This window comes from Actinomycetospora sp. TBRC 11914, from assembly GCF_012933465.1.
Taxonomy (GTDB): domain Bacteria; phylum Actinomycetota; class Actinomycetes; order Mycobacteriales; family Pseudonocardiaceae; genus Actinomycetospora.
Window position 1 is genome coordinate 165,384 of sequence record NZ_JABBND010000009.1, and the last position, 15,698, is coordinate 181,081.

Sequence of the window (15,698 nt, forward strand, 5' to 3'; positions counted from 1 at the left end):
GGCGACGCTACCGGCCGCGCTCCGGCCCCCTGACCCCGGCCGCCCCCGGCCGAGCGGCGCCGCGGCGGGCGGGTGCGCCCCTAGACTGGCCACGTGGCCGTTCACCTCACCCGCATCTACACCCGCACCGGTGACGACGGGACGACCGGTCTCTCCGACTTCTCGCGGGTGCCCAAGACGCACCCCCGCCTCGACGCGTACGCCGACTCCGAGGAGGCGAACGCCGCGATCGGCGTCGCCCTCGCCGTCGGGGACCTCTCCGAGCGGCTCGCGGCGCCGCTGCGCCAGATCCAGAACGACCTGTTCGACGTCGGGGCCGACCTCGCCACCCCGATCGTGGAGGCTCCGGAGTATCCGCCGTTGCGGGTCACCGAGGCGCAGGTCGAGCGGCTCGAGGGGTGGTGCGACGAGTTCAACGAGGAGCTGGCGAAGCTCGACTCGTTCATCCTCCCCGGTGGGACACCGGGCGCGGCGTACCTGCACGTGGCGCGGGTGGTGACGCGCCGGGCGGAGCGCGCCACGTGGGCGGTGATCGAGGCCGACCCGGAGCGCACGAGCGTGCTCCCGGCGCGCTACCTCAACCGGCTCTCGGACCTGCTGTTCATCTTCGGGCGCGTCGCCAACCCGGGCGGGGACGTCCTGTGGGTCCCCGGCGGCCCCGAGGCGCAGCAGGGCTGACCGCGCCGACACCGCTGCCCGCCTCGAGCGAAGGGCACCGTCGCTCGTTCTATCCGCCCACGGGCGCCCATCGCCGGAATCCCGGTCGGCCCGCTGTGGTGACCGAAGGGCACCGTCGCTCGATCCAGCCGATCGAAGGTGCCCTTCGCTCGGAGCGGTGGGACTAACTCGCCTGGCGGTACCCGGTCGAGCGGCCGGGCGGGATCGACTCCAGCCAGGAGGAGAAGCCGGTGAGGACGTCGGCGCCCATCGCCAGCTCGTAGGTGCCGGTCGACGTCCGACATCGCAGGACCGTGGCCCCCGGCGCGTGCAGCTCGGTCGGCCGCGGGGGCCGGCGGTCGACGATCTCGACGTCCAGCCGGTCGAGGACGACGTTCGGCCCCGAGCGCAGCCCGCTGACCCGGTACCAGCGGAACTGGTCGCCCCGGTAGCGGGCGATCCCGGAGTGCCAGCCGCGCTGGTCCTCGGCCGGCGACGGCGCGGCGTCCGACGTGGCCGGGGCACCCCGCAGCGCGACGTCCACCCCGCCGCGGCGCAACTGCTGGATGCGGCGCAGCGCGACCAGGGCGAGCAGGAGCAGGACCGCCGCGACCACGACGAGCACGATCTCCACGACCATCCCGGAGATCGTCACGCCCGTCGCTCCCGCACGCGCCCCTGGTCCGCCGTCCCGCTACTCGGAGCCCTGGCCGGCGGCCGCGAGCCGGGCCTCGGCCCGGGCCTTGGCGGCGCGTCCCTCGGCGTCGTCCTCGTTCGCCGAGTCCCGCGCCTGCTGGGCGGCGGACACGTCGATCTCGTCGCCCAGCTCCGCCTCCTCCGCGAGGATCGTGAGCTTCTCGCCGTCCATCGACAGGAACCCGCCGAAGACGGCCGCCCGGACCGACTCGCCGTCGGTCGGGTCGATCCGGACCATGCCCGCCTCGGTGAGCTGGGCGATGAGCGGCTCGTGACGAGGCAGGATGCCGATCTCGCCGACGCTCGTGCGGGCGAAGACGAACTCGGCGGTGCCGGACCACACCTGCCGCTCCACCGCGACGAGGTCGACCTGCATCTCGGCCACTGGGTGACGTCCTTTCGTCGAACAGGACCCGGGCGGGGCGCGCGCACGCGCCCCGCCCGGGACTCACGGAGGATCAGTCGTTGAACTGCTTCTGCTTCTCCTCGACGTCCTCGAGGCCACCCGCCATGGTGAACGCCTGCTCGGCGTAGTCGTCGTACTCGCCCTTGGCGATCTTGTCGAAGGCCTCGACGGTGTCCTTGACGTCGACGAACGACCCGGGCTCACCCGTGAACTGCTCGGCGGCGTACATGTTCTGGCCGAGGAAGCGCTCGATGCGGCGCGCGCGCGCCACGGTGAGCTTGTCCTCCTCGGAGAGCTCGTCGATGCCGAGGATCGCGATGATGTCCTGCAGGTCGTTGTACTTCTGCAGGATCCGGATGACCTCGCGCGCGACGCGGTAGTGCTCGTCGCCGACGTACTGGGGGTCCAGGATCGTCGAGGTCGAGGTCAGCGGGTCCACCGCCGGGAAGATGCCCTTGGCGAAGACGTTGCGGGAGAGCTCCGTCGTCGCGTCGAGGTGGGCGAAGGTGGTGGACGGCGCCGGGTCGGTGTAGTCGTCCGCGGGCACGTAGATCGCCTGCATCGAGGTGATCGAGCGGCCGCGCGTCGAGGTGATGCGCTCCTGGAGCTCACCCATCTCGTCCGCGAGCGTGGGCTGGTAGCCCACCGCCGAGGGCATGCGGCCGAGGAGGGTCGAGACCTCCTGGCCGGCCTGGGTGAACCGGAAGATGTTGTCGATGAAGAGCAGCACGTCGACGCCGACCTCGTCGCGGAAGTACTCCGCCATGGTCAGGCCCGACAGGCCGACCCGCATGCGGGTGCCCGGCGGCTCGTCCATCTGGCCGAACACGAGCGCGGTGTCCTTGAGGACGTCCGCGTCGGTGAGCTCGGTGATGAGGTCGTTGCCCTCACGGGTCCGCTCGCCCACGCCGGCGAACACCGAGGTGCCACCGAAGTTGCGGGCGATGCGCTGGATCATCTCCTGGATGAGGACCGTCTTGCCCACGCCCGCGCCGCCGAACAGGCCGATCTTGCCGCCCTGCACGTACGGGGTGAGCAGGTCGACGACCTTGAGGCCCGTCACCAGCATCTCGGTGCGGCCCTCGAGCTGGTCGAAGGGCGGCGGGTCGCGGTGGATGGACCAGCGCTCGCCGTCCTGGCCGTAGCCGGGCTCGTCGAGGCAGTCGCCGAGGGCGTTGAACACGTGGCCCTTGACCTGGTCGCCCACCGGCACCGTGATCGAGTGGCCGCTGTCGTGGACCTCCTGGCCGCGGACGACGCCGTCCGTCGGCTGCATGGCGATGGTGCGCACCTGGTTGTCGCCCAGGTGCTGGGCGACCTCCAGGGTCAGCGTCTTCGTCTCGCCGTCGAGCGTGACGTCGAAGGTGAGCGCGTTGAAGAGGTCCGGCACGTGGTCGCGCGGGAACTCCACGTCGATGACGGGACCGAGCACGCGGGCGATCCGCCCGGTGCCGGTCTTCTGCTGCTCGGGTGCCTGCGTCATGGTGTCTCAGTCACTCCCCTGCGAGGCGAGGGCGTCGGCACCACCGACGATCTCGCTGATCTCCTGCGTGATCTGGGCCTGACGCGCCTGGTTGGCCTCGCGGGTCAGGTTGTCGATGAGCTCGTTCGCGTTGTCGGTCGCGGCCTTCATGGCCCGGCGCCGCGCCGCGGACTCGGACGCGGCGGCGTCCAGCATCGCCGCGAACACCCGCGTGCGGAGGTACTTCGGCAGCAGGACGTCGAACAGCTGCTCGGCGTCGGGCTCGAAATCGTACTCCGCCTCGCTGTCGCCGCCCTCGTCCGACGAGTCGTCCGAGTCCCCGGAGTCGAGCTCCTCCAGCGACAGCGGCGCGATCTGGCGGGCCTCCGGCGTCTGGGACAGCATCGTCTCGAACGCGGTGAACACGATGTGGATCTCGTCCACCCCGTTCAGGCCCCGCATCTCCTCGGGGGCGATGACCGGCGGGTCCTCGTCCTCCTCGGGGCCCTCGATGGTCCCCTCGCCGCCGACGAGGAACGCCGAGGCGAGCGAGTCCGCGACCTCGACCGCGTTCTCGTAGGCGGGCTGCTCGGAGAAGCCCGTCCAGCTCTGCACGACCTCCCGGCCGCGGAACCGGAAGAAGTCCCGGCCCTTGCGGCCCACGACGAACAGCACCGGCTCGTGCCCGGCGTCGGCGAGCTCGGTCAGCCGATGGTTGGCCAGCCGCAGCGTGTTGGCGTTGTAGCCGCCGGCGAGGCCGCGGTCGCTGGTGATGACCAGGACCCCCACCCGCGACACGTTCTCGCGCGCGACCAGGAGCGGGTGGTCCGTGGCCGCGGCCTTCGCGGCCTGGGCCAGGACGTTGGTGAACTCCCGCACGTAGGGTCGGGAGTTCTCCACCCGCGCCTGGGCCTTGGAGATCCGCGACATCGCCACGGTCTCCTGCGCCTTGGTGATCTGGGCGATGTTGCGGGACGACCGGATGCGTCGCCGCAGTACGCGCAGTTGGGCCGGCATGCGCTACCTCAGCTCTCGCCGGAGCCGTCGTCGGACCCGGACGAGTCGGACCCGGACGAGTCGGACCCGGACGAGTCGGACCCGGACGAGTCGGACCCGGACCGCGACTGCTCCGCGTCGTCCCCGGACTCCTCCACCGAGGACCCGTCGGTCGTCTCGAAGGACTTCTTGAACTCGGCGACCGCGTCGGCCAGCCGCTTCTGGTTGTCCTCCTCGAGCTTCCCGGTGTCCCGGATCTCCGAGAGGATCTCCGAGCCGTTGCGCTGCAGGTGCTCCAGGAACTCGCTCTCGAAGCGGCGGACGTCCTCGACCGGCACCGAGTCCAGGTGACCGAAGGTGCCGAGGAAGATCGCGGCGACCTCCTGCTCCACCGGGTACGGCTCGCCCTGGCCCTGCTTGAGCAGCTCCATGAGGCGCTGGCCACGGTCCAGCTGCGCCCGCGAGGCGGAGTCGAGGTCCGAGGCGAAGGCCGCGAACGACTCCAGCTCGCGGTACTGCGCGAGGTTCACGCGCAGCGACCCGGCGACGGACTTCATCGCCTTGATCTGCGCGTCACCACCGACGCGCGAGACCGAGACACCGACGTTGATGGCGGGGCGCTGGCCCTGGTTGAACAGGTCCGACTCGAGGAAGCACTGCCCGTCGGTGATCGAGATGACGTTCGTCGGGATGTACGCCGAGATGTCGTTGCCCTTGGTCTCGATGATGGGCAGACCCGTCATCGACCCCGCGCCGAGCTCGTCGGAGAGCTTGGCGCAACGCTCGAGCAGCCGCGAGTGCAGGTAGAAGACGTCGCCCGGGTACGCCTCACGGCCCGGCGGGCGGCGCAGCAGCAGCGAGATCGCGCGGTAGGCCTCGGCCTGCTTGGACAGGTCGTCGAAGATGATCAGGACGTGCTTGCCCTGGTACATCCAGTGCTGGCCGATGGCCGAGCCGGCGTAGGGCGCGATGTACTTGTAGCCCGCGGGGTCGGAGGCCGGGGCGGCGACGATGGTCGTGTACTCCATCGCGCCCGCGTCCTCGAGCGCCGCCTTCACGCCGGCGATCGTCGAGCCCTTCTGGCCGACCGCGACGTAGATGCAGCGGACCTGCTTCTCCGGGTCGCCGGTCTCCCAGTTCTCACGCTGGTTGATGATCGTGTCGGTGCAGACCGCTGTCTTCCCGGTCTTGCGGTCGCCGATGATCAGCTGGCGCTGGCCGCGACCGATCGGCGTCTGGGAGTCGATCGCCTTGATCCCGGTCTGCAGCGGCTCGCTGACCGACTGGCGCTGGACGACCGTGGGCGCCTGCAGCTCGAGGACGCGCCGCTCCTCGCTCTCGATCTCGCCGAGGCCGTCGATCGGCTCCCCGAGGGGGTTGACGACGCGCCCGAGGAAGCCGTCGCCCACCGGCACCGAGAGGACCTCCTCGGTGCGGCTGACCTGCTGGCCCTCCTCGATCTGCGAGTAGTCGCCCAGGACGACGACACCGATCTCGCGCTCGTCGAGGTTCAGGGCGAGACCGAGCGACCCGCTCTCGAACTTCAACAGCTCGTTGGTCATCGTCGACGGGAGACCCTCGACGTGGGCGATGCCGTCACCCGTGTCGACGACGGTGCCGACCTCCTCGCGGGACGACTCCGCCGAGAAGGACGACACATAGTTCTCGATCGCGCTCTGGATCTCGTCCGAGGAGATCGTCAGCTCCGCCATGGTTCCCTGCTATCTGTTCTCACGACTGCGTGGTCTGGGGGATGGGGCGGCCCGCGCCGGCCCGGGGAGTCACCCGGGCCGGGGCGGGCCGCGCGCTCACGTCGGGAAGGCGTCGGCGGCACCGCGCAGGTGACGGGCGACGCTGCCGTCGAGCAGCTCCCCCCCGACCTGCACGACCAGGCCACCCAGGATGTCCGGGTCGACGTCGGACTGCACCGAGATCGAGCGGCCGTACAGGCGGGAGAGCACGTCGCCGAGCTTCTCCTCCTGCTCGTCGGTCAGCGCGATCGGGGCGACGACCCGGGCGATCGACCGGTCCCGCCGCGCCGCCGCCGCATCCGCCAGGCGCTCGGCCGCGTGGTCGAGCGCCTTGGAGTACGGGTGGCGCACCGCCTGCGCGAGCAGGCGGTGGGTGGTCGGGGTGACCTTGTCGCCGAGCACCTGCGAGAGCAGTTCCTCCCGCTTGTCGACCGGTGCGGTGGAGTCCGCCAGCAGCGTCCGCAGGCGCGGCTCGCGCTGGAGGATCCGGCCGAAGCGGAACAGCTCGTCCTCGGTGTCCGAGAGCGTGCCGTCCTTCTCCGCCGACGCCAGGGCGGCGGTGCGCCCCAGGATCTCGACGGCCTCGACCAGGTCGGTCGGCGAGGTCAGCCGCGTCTCCACCAGGGTGGTGAGCAGCTGGACCGTCGTCCGGTCGACCTTGTCCGAGAAGAGGTTCTCGACGAGGTTGCGGCGCAGCGACGCCGACCCGGTGGGGTCGACGAGGTGACGGCGCAGCTCGATGTGCTCGCCCAGGACGGCCGCGACGGAGTAGAGCTCGTCCGACACCCGCGCGAGGTGGTCGGCGGTGCCCGACTGCTGGTCGGAGACCACCTGCTCGAGCTGCTCGACGGCGTTGTCGAGGGCGGCCTGGCTCGCGCTGTGCATCAGCCCTCCCCCGTCCCGGACCCCGACGAGCCCGCCGCGACCGTGCTCGTGCCGGCCCCGTCAGCGGACGACCCCGACGTCGTCCCGGCCGGCTCCGACGAGCCGATCGAACCGACGTAGGAGTCGATGGTCGAGCGGGCGGACGTCTCGTCCGAGATCGACCGGCCGAGGATGCGCTCCGCGAGGGTGCGCGCGAAGTCGGGCAGCCGCTGCTGCAGGTCGCCCCGTGCCCGGGACCGCTGGTCCTCGAGCTCGCGCTCGCCCCGCTGCCGGACGTCCGAGATCTCCCGCTCCGCCTGCGCGCGCTGCTCGGCGGCCTGCTCCCGGGCGGTCGCGCGGGCCTCGTCGCGGATGGACGAGGCCTCGTTGCGGGCCTCCGAGAGCACCTCCGCGTGACGGCGCTCCGCCTCCTGGTACTTCTCGTCGGCCTCCTCGCGGTCCCGCTGCAACTGGCGGACCCGCTCCGCGCGCTCCTCCATCGCCCGCCGGATCGGCGGCACGACGAACTTCGCGAGCAGGACGAAGACGACGACGAACAGGATGAGTTCGAAGAAGAACGTGCCGTTGGGGAGCAGGAAGTTCTGGGAACTGCCCCCCTGCGCCAGCACGGCTTCCGTGCTCGGCAGTCCGGCCACGTCGATCACCCGCTGCCGAGGACGAAGACGAACAGCGCCATGAACGCCAGGTTGATGAAGTACATGGCCTCGACCAGACCGACGGTCAGGAAGAAGATGTTGAACAGGCGGCTCTGCGCCTCCGGCTGGCGGGCGACGCCGGCGATGGTCTGCGCACCGACGAGACCGTCACCGATGGCCGCGCCGATCGCGCCGCCGGCGAGGGCGATGCCACCGCCGATGAAGGCCCCACCGGACTTCAGCCCGGTTGTGGGGTCTCCGCCCTGGGCCAGGACGGACTGCACAAGCGACATGACGCTCCTTCTGAGCTCGTTGGGTTGGGGAACGAGAGGCCGGCCGACCGCCGGGTGCGGTCGGCGGCGAGGGCGACCTAGTGGCCTTCCTCGCTCACGGCCGGGCCGAAGAACTGCATGATGGTCAGCAGCGCGAAGATCAGGGCCTGGATGGCACCGATGAACAGGTCGAACAGCTTCCACGCCGCGTTCGGGATCCACAGACCCCACCACGGGATCAGCGCGATCACGCCGATCATGATCGTGCCGGAGAGGATGTTGCCGAACAGTCGCAGCGAGAGCGAGATCGGCTTGGCGATCTCCTCGATGATGTTCAGCGGCGCGAGAGCGGCGTAGGGCTGCACGAAACGCCGCAGCGTCCCGACACCCTGCTCGCGGAAGCCCCACACCCAGGCCGAGATGAACACGAACACCGCGAGGGCGTAGGCGGTGTTGACGTCCGCCGTCGGCGGGCGGAGGTACTCGGGGTGGCCGCTGGGGATCACGCCGAGCCAGTTGCAGAAGAGGATGAACGCGAACAGCGCGATGGTCAGTGGGGCGAGGTACTCGGCGGGACGTCGTCCCATCCGGCCCTGCACCTGCTCGATCATGTAGCCGGTGAGTGCCTCGTAGGCCATCTGCACCTTGTTCGGGACTTCCGACGTCACCCGGGACCGGACGTAGAAGCCCGCACCCACGACGATGACCGCCGCGATGGTGGAGGCCCACATGGTGTCGCCGTTGAAGGTCATGCCGAGGAACTCGAACTGGCCGACGTGCTCGCTCGGCGAGATCGAGCTGCCACCCTCGGCGGCGAGGAATCCGGTCGTCACTTGCGGAGCTCCTTGAGCGCAGGCACGGATCCGACGATCGTGTTGATGACTTGGAACAGGGCGAGCCCGAGGAACGTGCCCAGGCCCACCGGGAAGAAGAAGTACGCGAGCGCGACCGCCACCACCGTCACGACGGCGAGGCGCGCTCCGACGCCGCGCACGAGCGCGGCCTTGCTGGGCAGGTCCGCCGCCGAGGCGCGCAGGACCGAGCGCTGGACCATCAGCGCGTTCGACGCACCGAGCACCAGGCCCAGGCAGCCGAACGCGGCCATGGCCGCCACGCCGAACAGCGCGCCGAGCACGAGCCCGAGGACCCCCACCACCAGCGCGACGATCAGGGAGAGCCGGAACGCCTCACGCGTGGCCCCGGGAACAGTCAGCATCGGCGCGTGTCCGAGGGGTTCGTTCACATCAGCTCCCGAGGAACTTCCGCATCTCCGTGTAGGCCAGCCTCGCGGCCGCCACGATCCCGAGCACCAGCCCGATCAGGAGGAAGATCGGGAAGGTACCGGCAAAGTGGTCCACCAGCCACCCGAGCAGCGTCGGTCCGATCAGGCAGCCCGCCAGCGTGGTGCCCAATCCGAGGAGCGCCCACCCATCCGCGCGTTGGTCCGCCATGCCAGGTCGCCGACCCTCTCATACGGGACGCAGGGCTGACACGATCATGGTCAGTCCTCCTCGACGACGACCGGCGAACACGCGGAGCAGCCCGGCGCCACGTTCCCGTGCCGTCCTCGGGCGGCCCGGTTCACTCATCTGGACCACTCGATTTGCCCCGTTTCGGCGGGACGCGAGAAACCTATCACAGGCCCTACGACGACCTGTCGTCGTCGGTGAACCGCACTTCAGGGGCCGTGTCGTGATCGTCCGCGGGCCGTGATCGCCGATCATCGCGCGCGCAATCGGGGGATGGCGGAGGCCAGGACGGCGACGAGCAGGCCGACCGCCACGACCCCCACCACGAGGAAGACGTCGGTGATCAGCGCGAGGGCCACCGCCCCGAACGCGAACACCCCGGCCCAGAGGTAGATGAGCAGGACGGCCCGGCGCTGCGAGTGCCCGATCTCGAGCAGCCGGTGGTGCAGGTGCATCTTGTCCGGCGCGAACGGGCTGCGCCCGGCGCGGGTGCGGCGCACGACGGCGAGGGCGAGGTCCAGCAGCGGGACCAGCACGACGGCGGCGACGACGACGATCGGGGCGAGCAGAGCCAGGGCGTTGCGCGGCGCGGAGTCGGCGTAGGTGATCCGGCCGGACGCGCTCGTGGTGGCCGCGGCGAGCATCAGCCCGATGAGCATCGAGCCCGAGTCGCCCATGAAGATGCGGGCGGGCTGGAAGTTGTGCGGCAGGAAGCCCGCGCAGGCCCCGGCGAGCACCGCGGCGATGAGCGCCGGCGGGTAGGCGGTGACGTCCCCGCCGCGCTGCTCGAGCAGGCCGAGCGAGAACGCCAGCACCGCGGCCGACGCGATCAGCCCGATCCCGGCGGCGAGCCCGTCGAGCCCGTCGACGAAGTTCACCGCGTTGACCAGCACCACGCAGAGGAACACGGTGAGCACGACGCCCTGGTTGGGGTCCAGGATCAGCAGCGTCCAGCCCGAGCCCCCGGAGCCGTCGGGGATGGGCAGCACGAACCACTGCACGCCGAGCAGCACCAGCACGCCCGCCGAGGTGGCCTGCCCGGCGAGCTTGGTGAGCGCGTCGATGCCGAAGCGGTCGTCGAGCGCGCCGACCAGCACGATGAGGCCGCCCGCGACCATGACCGCGCGGGTCTCCGAGGAGTAGTCGAACGCGCGGCGCAGCACCGGCAGCTGCGAGGCCACGAACACCCCGGCGAGGACGCCGATGTACATGGCGACCCCGCCGAGGCGCGGGATGGGCACGGTGTGGACGTCGCGCCCGCGCGGGACCGCGATGGCGCCGGCGCGGATCGCGAGCCGCCGCACGATCCCGGTGACCAGGAACGTCACCACCGCCGCGCAGAGGCCGACCAGGAGGTACTCCCGGATCGGCAGCCCCTGCGGGGCGAACGGTGGCAGCGGGCCCACGACGGTCAGGTTAGACGGTCGTTCTCAGGAACCTCGCACGCCAGCGCTCCTCCCTCGCGCCGTCGTGCGACCTCCGCAGACGTGGTGGCGTCAGCCCCTCGGGTAGGCGGGGAAGCGTGCGACGAGTGTCCCGACCTCGTCGCGCACGTCGGCGAGCGTCCGCTTGCCGTCCTCGGTGGTCTCGTCGGCCGTGATCGCGGCGGCGATGAGGCGGGCCACCTCTCCCATCTCGGCCGGCGTCATCCCCTGGGTGGTGATCGACGGCGAGCCGACGCGGATGCCCGACGCCGTCATGGGGGGCTGCGGGTCGTACGGGATCGCGTTCTTGTTCAGCGTGATCCCGGCCAGCCCGCTGCGGGCCTCGGCCTCCTTGCCGGTGACGCCCAGCGGCTGCAGGTCGAGCAGCGCGAGGTGGGTGTCCGTGCCGCCGGAGATGGCGCGCATCCCCTGGTCGACCAGCCCGGACGTGAGGGCCTGCGCGTTCTCGATGACCGTGCGGGCGTACTGCTGGTAGGCCGGGGTGGCCGCCTCGGCGAGCGCCACCGCCTTGCCGGCGACGGCGTGCATGAGCGGGCCGCCCTGCAGGAACGGGAACACCGCCTTGTCCAGCGCCTTCGCGTGCTCGGCCCGCGACACGAGCATCCCGCCGCGGGGGCCGCGCAGGACCTTGTGCGTGGTGAAGGTGACGACGTCGGCGTAGGGCACCGGGCTCGGGATCGCCTGGCCGGCCACGAGGCCGATGAAGTGCGCGGCGTCGACCCAGAGGATCGCGCCCGCCTCGTCGGCGATCTCGCGGAACCGCGCGAAGTCGATGAGGCGCGGGTAGGCGGTGGCCCCCGCGACGATCATCTTCGGCCGGTGCTGCAGGGCCAGGTCACGGACCTGGTCGTAGTCGATGAGGTGGTCGTCCTCGCGGACGGTGTAGGGCACCGGCTCGAACCACTTGCCCGAGAAGCTGACCTTCGCGCCGTGGGTGAGGTGCCCGCCGTGCGGCAGGCTCATCGCCAGCACCTTGTCGCCGGGCTGGCAGAACGCCGCGTACACCGCGAGGTTGGCGTTCGCGCCCGAGTGCGGCTGCAGGTTGGCGTGCTCGGCGCCGAACAGCGTCTTCGCGCGCTCGATGCCGATCTCCTCGGCGCGGTCGACGACCTCGCAGCCGCCGTAGTAGCGGCGGCCGGGGTAGCCCTCGGCGTACTTGTTGGAGAGCGTCGAGCCCAGCGCGGCGAGCACGGCGGGGCTGGTCAGGTTCTCGCTCGCGATGAGCTGGAGGCCGCCGCGCAGCCGGGCGAGCTCGTCGTCGACGACCTGGGCGATCTCGGGGTCGACGGCGGCGAGGGCCTGGTAGTCGGGCCCCCAGAAGTGCTCGTTCGTGGCTGCCACGGTGGTTGACCTCACTCCGATCGGGATGGACCGACGGATCGGCGCCCCCGGAGTGGGACGACACCGTCGATCCGGAACCGGGGTTCGAGGTTACCGGTCCCCCGGGTCGGGCCGAGGGTCGATGGTGACCCGTCACACCTCCCGCGTCACCAGTCCGCGATGGTCAGCGAGGTGTCCGGGCGCGGGCGGTCGTCGAGGCCACGGGCCAGGTAGTCCCAGGCCGCGAGCCCGATCATCGCGCCGTTGTCGGTGGACCAGCGCAGCGGCGGCAGGCACAGCGACACCCCGGCCTCGTCGCACAGCCGCCCGGCCGCCGCCCGCAGCTGGGGGCTGGCCGCGACCCCGCCGACGACGACGAGGCAGCGGCTCGGGTAGCGCTCGAGCGCCTTGCGGCACTTGGCGACGAGCACGTCGAGGCAGGCGTCCACGAACGAGGCGGCGACGTCGGCGTGCGGGTGGTCGGGGTTCGCCGCGAGGAAGCGCGACACCGACGACTTCAGCCCGGAGAAGGAGAAGTCGAGCTCCAGGTCCCGGGCCGGCCGCGGGAACGCGACGTCGGCCGTGCCCTCCTTCGCCAGCCGGTCGATGGCCGGCCCGCCGGGGTAGGGCAGCCCGAGCATGCGGGCGACCTTGTCGTAGGCCTCCCCCACCGAGTCGTCACGGGTCGAGCCGACCAGCTCGACCTCGCCCGGCCCGGCGAGGTGCGCGAGCAGCGTGTGCCCACCGGAGACCAGCAGCACCATCGCCGGGTACTCCACGCGGCGCTCGTCGAGGTCGGCGCTGCGCAGGTGCCCGCGCAGGTGGTTGACCCCGTACACCGGCAGGCCCCACCCGTCGCCGAGCCCGACGGCGCTGTTGGTCCCCACCACGAGCGACCCGATGAGGCCCGGCCCGCGGGTGACGCCGATGGCGGTGAGGTCGGCGGGGCGCAGGTCGGCGTCGGTGAGGACCTTCCGGACCGTCGGGAGGATCGCGTCGACGTGCGCCCGGCTCGCCATCTCGGGGTAGACGCCGCCGTAGCGGTCGTGCAGCTCGACCTGGGAGGCGACGGCGGCCGCCACCACCTCGCCGCCGGGACGCACCACCGCGACGCCGGTGTCGTCGCACGAGGTCTCGATGCCGAGCATGATCCCGTCGTCGGGAAGCACCGCGGTCATTGGTGGAGCACCCTCTCGATCTCCTCCGCCGGGACCGCGCCCTCGCGCTCGATCCGAGGCGTGTCCAGGTGGCAGTTCACGACCGTCGACGGCACCCCGGAGCGCACGCCCCCGTCGACGACGGCGTCCGGGCGTCCCGCGAGCTGGTCCAGGATCGGCCCGGGCGCCTGGGCCGTCGGCTCGCCGTGGGCGTTCGCGCTGGTCACGAGCAGGGCACCCACGTCGGAGAGCAGCGCGCGCAGGTCAGGGTCGGAGGGCACGCGCACCCCGATCTCCTCGCGGCCCGCGAGCCACGCCGGCGCCACGGCGGGGTCGACGCCCATCGCGACGGTGATCGGCCCCGGGGAGAACGCGGCGAGCAGCCGGCGGGCCTGCTCGGTGACCTGCACGCCGAGGGCGGGGAGCTCGTCGGGGGTGGCGACCATGATCGGCAGCTCGCGGGTGCGCGGCCGGTCCTTGAGGGCGAACAGCGCGTCGATCGCGTCGGGACGCCGCGGGTGCACGGCGAGCCCGTAGACGGTGTCGGTCGGCACCAGCGCCACCCCGCCGTCGAGCAGCGCCTCCCGCGCCGCGGTGAAGGCGTCGCCGCGGAACCGGACCGACGACTCGGTCAGCGGGGCCGCGCTGACCACCGCCGGCTCGTGGTCGCCGGCGCGCAGGCGGACGGTGAGGGCGTCGACGTCGGGGGCGTCGAGCCCGGTGTCCCGCGCGGCGAGCCCGTGCTCGGCGAGCAGGGCCGCCGCCGGCCCGCGCCGCGCGCCCGCCAGCGCCACCGTCACCCCGGACCCCTCGCCGATCCGCTCGGCGAGCTCCTTGACCACCACGTCGAGCTCGCCGTGGCGCAGCACCACGTGGCCGTCCGCGCCGGTCAGCGACGCGTAGACCGCGGCGCCGCCCGCGGGGCGCAGAACCAGGGCCGGGAGGTGGCCGGTCTGCGTGGTCAGCAGCGAGAGCGAGTCGATCGCGACGACCGGGACGCCCCGGGCGAACGCCACGGCGTTGACGTAGGCGATGCCGGCCCGCACCGAGGCGAGGTTGCCGGGCCCGACGTCGACGGCGAGCCGGTCCAGGTCGGTGACCGACCGCCCGGCGTCGCGGATGACCCCGCCGGCCAGCACCCCGACGTCGACGAAGCCGGGGTCGCCGCGGTCCGCGCTCGCCCGGGCGACGACGCGGTCGTCGTCGAGCAGCGCGGCGCCGTAGACCCGCGAGGAGGTCTCGACGGCGAGCGTGAGGGTCATGCCTGCTCCGTGCGTGCTCGTGCCGGGCTGTGCTGGGTGTGCTCAGGGGGTGGTGCTGCTGGGCGCGGGCGCGGCCAGCGCGTCGAGCGCCGGCGCCCACCGGGCGCTGCCGCGCACCGTGATGCGCCGGGCCGCGGCGTCGTCCGGGTCGGCGGCCAGGTGCATCCGCAGCGGGTCGACGAACTCGCCGGCCACCAGGTCGCCCCACTCGACGAGCGCGATGACCTCGTCGAGGTACTCGTCGAGGCCGAGGTCGCGGAACTCGGTGAGGTCGTCGAGGCGGTAGGTGTCGACGTGCAGGACCCGCGGCCCCGGGGTCGCGTAGAACTGCGCGAGCGAGAACGTCGGGCTGGACACGGCCGCCTGCGAGCCGAGCGCCGCGACGAGCGCCGACACGAACGTCGTCTTGCCCGCGGCGAGCTCGCCGGTCAGCAGCACCGCGTCGCCCGCCCGGAGGTGGGGCGCCAGCGCCGCCGCGACCCGCGCGGTGCCCTCGGGTCCGTCCGCGTGCAGCACCGTCTCCACCTGCTCGTCCATCGCCTCCCCATGATAGGAGGCCCGCCGCGGCCGCCCGGTCACGCGGTCGCCGGGGTGCGGCCCAGCACCTCGGCGATCGCCGCGGCGCTCACCGCGCCCTCGCGCCGGATGACGGGCTCGGGGCCGGTGAGGTCGACGATGGTGGACCCGGCGTCGGCCGCGAGCGGCCCGCCGTCGAGGTAGACGTCCACGGCCTCGCCGAGCTGGGCGTACGCGTCGCCGCAGTCGTGCGGGACCGCGCCGCTGTCCGCGTTCGCGCCGGTGATGGCCATCGGGCCGCACTCCCGCAGCAGCTCCAGCGCGACGGGGTGCAGCGGCATCCGGAGCACGACGGTGCCCCGGGTGCGCCCGAGGTCCCACGCCAGCGAGGGCGCGTGCGGCAGGACGAGCGAGAGGCCGCCGGGCCAGAACGCCTCGACGAGCTCCCGCGCGGTGCTCGGCACGACCGCGACCAGGCCGTCGATCGTCGACCAGCTCCCGACCAGCACCGGGACGGGCGTCTCCGGGCCCCGGCCCTTGGCGGCGAGCAGCGCGCGGACCGCGGCCTGGTCGAACGCGTCGGCGCCGACGCCGTAGGAGGTGTCCGTCGGCACCACGACGAGCCGGCCCGCCCGGACGGCGGCCGCCGCGGCGGCGAGCCCCGCGGCCCGGGTGTCGGGGACGCGGCAGTCGAAGGTCGTCACGCGGGCGAGGGTAGGCCGCGCGGTCCGTGCGCCGCGGCCGGGCGGGCGAGGGGCGCGGGCGGCGG

Annotated in this window: 18 protein-coding genes; 1 reads left to right on the top strand and 17 read right to left on the bottom strand. The window is 72.5% G+C overall.

Features of this window, described 5'->3' with window-relative positions:
- The first annotated feature begins 93 nt into the window (after positions 1 to 93).
- Entirely contained in the window at positions 94 to 678 is a 585-nt protein-coding gene (locus tag HH311_RS15955) for a cob(I)yrinic acid a,c-diamide adenosyltransferase (protein ID WP_169184653.1), read from the top strand.
- A gap of 163 nt (positions 679 to 841) precedes the next feature.
- Here HH311_RS15955 and HH311_RS15960 read toward each other — a convergent pair whose 3' ends face one another.
- The 17 genes from HH311_RS15960 to HH311_RS16040 form a co-directional block, all read right to left on the bottom strand.
- A complete protein-coding gene (locus tag HH311_RS15960) occupies positions 842 to 1,312 on the bottom strand; it encodes a DUF2550 domain-containing protein (protein WP_312030183.1) in 471 nt (156 codons plus the stop codon).
- Between the two features lie 39 nt (positions 1,313 to 1,351).
- Complete coding sequence (locus HH311_RS15965) at positions 1,352 to 1,738, bottom strand: F0F1 ATP synthase subunit epsilon (RefSeq protein ID WP_169184654.1); 387 nt, start codon at positions 1,736 to 1,738, stop codon at positions 1,352 to 1,354.
- Positions 1,739 to 1,811: 73 nt separating this feature from the next.
- Positions 1,812 to 3,242 (bottom strand): F0F1 ATP synthase subunit beta, encoded by a 1,431-nt coding sequence (gene atpD, locus HH311_RS15970; RefSeq protein ID WP_169184655.1) that lies wholly within the window; start codon positions 3,240 to 3,242, stop codon positions 1,812 to 1,814.
- 6 nt (positions 3,243 to 3,248) lie between these two features.
- Positions 3,249 to 4,238, bottom strand: coding sequence for a F0F1 ATP synthase subunit gamma (locus tag HH311_RS15975; RefSeq protein WP_169184656.1), 990 nt, complete (start codon positions 4,236 to 4,238; stop codon positions 3,249 to 3,251).
- Between the two features lie 8 nt (positions 4,239 to 4,246).
- The gene (gene atpA / locus HH311_RS15980; RefSeq protein ID WP_169184657.1) at positions 4,247 to 5,929 is read right to left on the bottom strand and encodes a F0F1 ATP synthase subunit alpha; all 1,683 of its coding nucleotides are present in this window, start codon (positions 5,927 to 5,929) and stop codon (positions 4,247 to 4,249) included.
- Between the two features lie 96 nt (positions 5,930 to 6,025).
- Positions 6,026 to 6,853 (bottom strand): F0F1 ATP synthase subunit delta, encoded by an 828-nt coding sequence (locus tag HH311_RS15985; RefSeq protein WP_169184658.1) that lies wholly within the window; start codon positions 6,851 to 6,853, stop codon positions 6,026 to 6,028.
- The gene (locus tag HH311_RS15990) at positions 6,853 to 7,461 is read right to left on the bottom strand and encodes a F0F1 ATP synthase subunit B (RefSeq protein WP_169184659.1); all 609 of its coding nucleotides are present in this window, start codon (positions 7,459 to 7,461) and stop codon (positions 6,853 to 6,855) included. The genes HH311_RS15985 and HH311_RS15990 overlap by 1 nt, the downstream gene beginning before the upstream one ends.
- Before the next feature lie 32 nt (positions 7,462 to 7,493).
- Positions 7,494 to 7,781 carry a F0F1 ATP synthase subunit C gene (locus HH311_RS15995; RefSeq protein WP_169184660.1) on the bottom strand — a complete coding sequence of 96 codons (288 nt, stop codon included), beginning with the start codon at positions 7,779 to 7,781 and terminating at the stop codon, positions 7,494 to 7,496.
- Positions 7,782 to 7,858: 77 nt separating this feature from the next.
- The gene (atpB, locus tag HH311_RS16000) at positions 7,859 to 8,593 is read right to left on the bottom strand and encodes a F0F1 ATP synthase subunit A (protein ID WP_312030184.1); all 735 of its coding nucleotides are present in this window, start codon (positions 8,591 to 8,593) and stop codon (positions 7,859 to 7,861) included.
- Complete coding sequence (locus tag HH311_RS16005) at positions 8,590 to 9,003, bottom strand: hypothetical protein (RefSeq protein ID WP_169184661.1); 414 nt, start codon at positions 9,001 to 9,003, stop codon at positions 8,590 to 8,592. The genes atpB and HH311_RS16005 overlap by 4 nt, the downstream gene beginning before the upstream one ends.
- Before the next feature lies 1 nt (position 9,004).
- Positions 9,005 to 9,211, bottom strand: a complete 207-nt coding sequence (locus HH311_RS16010) for an AtpZ/AtpI family protein (protein WP_169184662.1) — start codon at positions 9,209 to 9,211, stop codon at positions 9,005 to 9,007.
- Positions 9,212 to 9,480: 269 nt separating this feature from the next.
- Complete coding sequence (locus HH311_RS16015; protein WP_211190356.1) at positions 9,481 to 10,626, bottom strand: glycosyltransferase family 4 protein; 1,146 nt, start codon at positions 10,624 to 10,626, stop codon at positions 9,481 to 9,483.
- Positions 10,627 to 10,725: 99 nt separating this feature from the next.
- Complete coding sequence (gene glyA, locus HH311_RS16020) at positions 10,726 to 12,015, bottom strand: serine hydroxymethyltransferase (protein WP_169184664.1); 1,290 nt, start codon at positions 12,013 to 12,015, stop codon at positions 10,726 to 10,728.
- Positions 12,016 to 12,161: 146 nt separating this feature from the next.
- Positions 12,162 to 13,172, bottom strand: a complete 1,011-nt coding sequence (gene tsaD / locus HH311_RS16025) for a tRNA (adenosine(37)-N6)-threonylcarbamoyltransferase complex transferase subunit TsaD (protein WP_169184665.1) — start codon at positions 13,170 to 13,172, stop codon at positions 12,162 to 12,164.
- Complete coding sequence (locus HH311_RS16030; RefSeq protein ID WP_169184666.1) at positions 13,169 to 14,413, bottom strand: L-threonylcarbamoyladenylate synthase; 1,245 nt, start codon at positions 14,411 to 14,413, stop codon at positions 13,169 to 13,171. The genes tsaD and HH311_RS16030 overlap by 4 nt, the downstream gene beginning before the upstream one ends.
- Before the next feature lie 42 nt (positions 14,414 to 14,455).
- Positions 14,456 to 14,950, bottom strand: a complete 495-nt coding sequence (gene tsaE / locus HH311_RS16035; protein ID WP_169184667.1) for a tRNA (adenosine(37)-N6)-threonylcarbamoyltransferase complex ATPase subunit type 1 TsaE — start codon at positions 14,948 to 14,950, stop codon at positions 14,456 to 14,458.
- 38 nt (positions 14,951 to 14,988) lie between these two features.
- Entirely contained in the window at positions 14,989 to 15,633 is a 645-nt protein-coding gene (locus tag HH311_RS16040; RefSeq protein ID WP_169184668.1) for an L-threonylcarbamoyladenylate synthase, read from the bottom strand.
- Between the last annotated feature and the right edge of the window lie 65 nt (positions 15,634 to 15,698).

Bases quoted from the DNA above. Each gene is read 5' to 3' on its own strand.
- atpD (WP_169184655.1), bottom strand. From the start codon at position 3,242: ATGACGCAGGCACCCGAGCAGCAGAAGACCGGCACCGGGCGGATCGCC.
- HH311_RS15975 (WP_169184656.1), bottom strand. From the start codon at position 4,238: ATGCCGGCCCAACTGCGCGTACTGCGGCGACGCATCCGGTCGTCCCGC.
- atpA (WP_169184657.1), bottom strand. From the start codon at position 5,929: ATGGCGGAGCTGACGATCTCCTCGGACGAGATCCAGAGCGCGATCGAG.
- HH311_RS15985 (WP_169184658.1), bottom strand. From the start codon at position 6,853: ATGCACAGCGCGAGCCAGGCCGCCCTCGACAACGCCGTCGAGCAGCTC.
- HH311_RS15995 (WP_169184660.1), bottom strand. From the start codon at position 7,781: ATGTCGCTTGTGCAGTCCGTCCTGGCCCAGGGCGGAGACCCCACAACC.
- HH311_RS16010 (WP_169184662.1), bottom strand. From the start codon at position 9,211: ATGGCGGACCAACGCGCGGATGGGTGGGCGCTCCTCGGATTGGGCACC.
- tsaD (WP_169184665.1), bottom strand. From the start codon at position 13,172: ATGACCGCGGTGCTTCCCGACGACGGGATCATGCTCGGCATCGAGACC.
- HH311_RS16030 (WP_169184666.1), bottom strand. From the start codon at position 14,413: ATGACCCTCACGCTCGCCGTCGAGACCTCCTCGCGGGTCTACGGCGCC.
- tsaE (WP_169184667.1), bottom strand. From the start codon at position 14,950: ATGGACGAGCAGGTGGAGACGGTGCTGCACGCGGACGGACCCGAGGGC.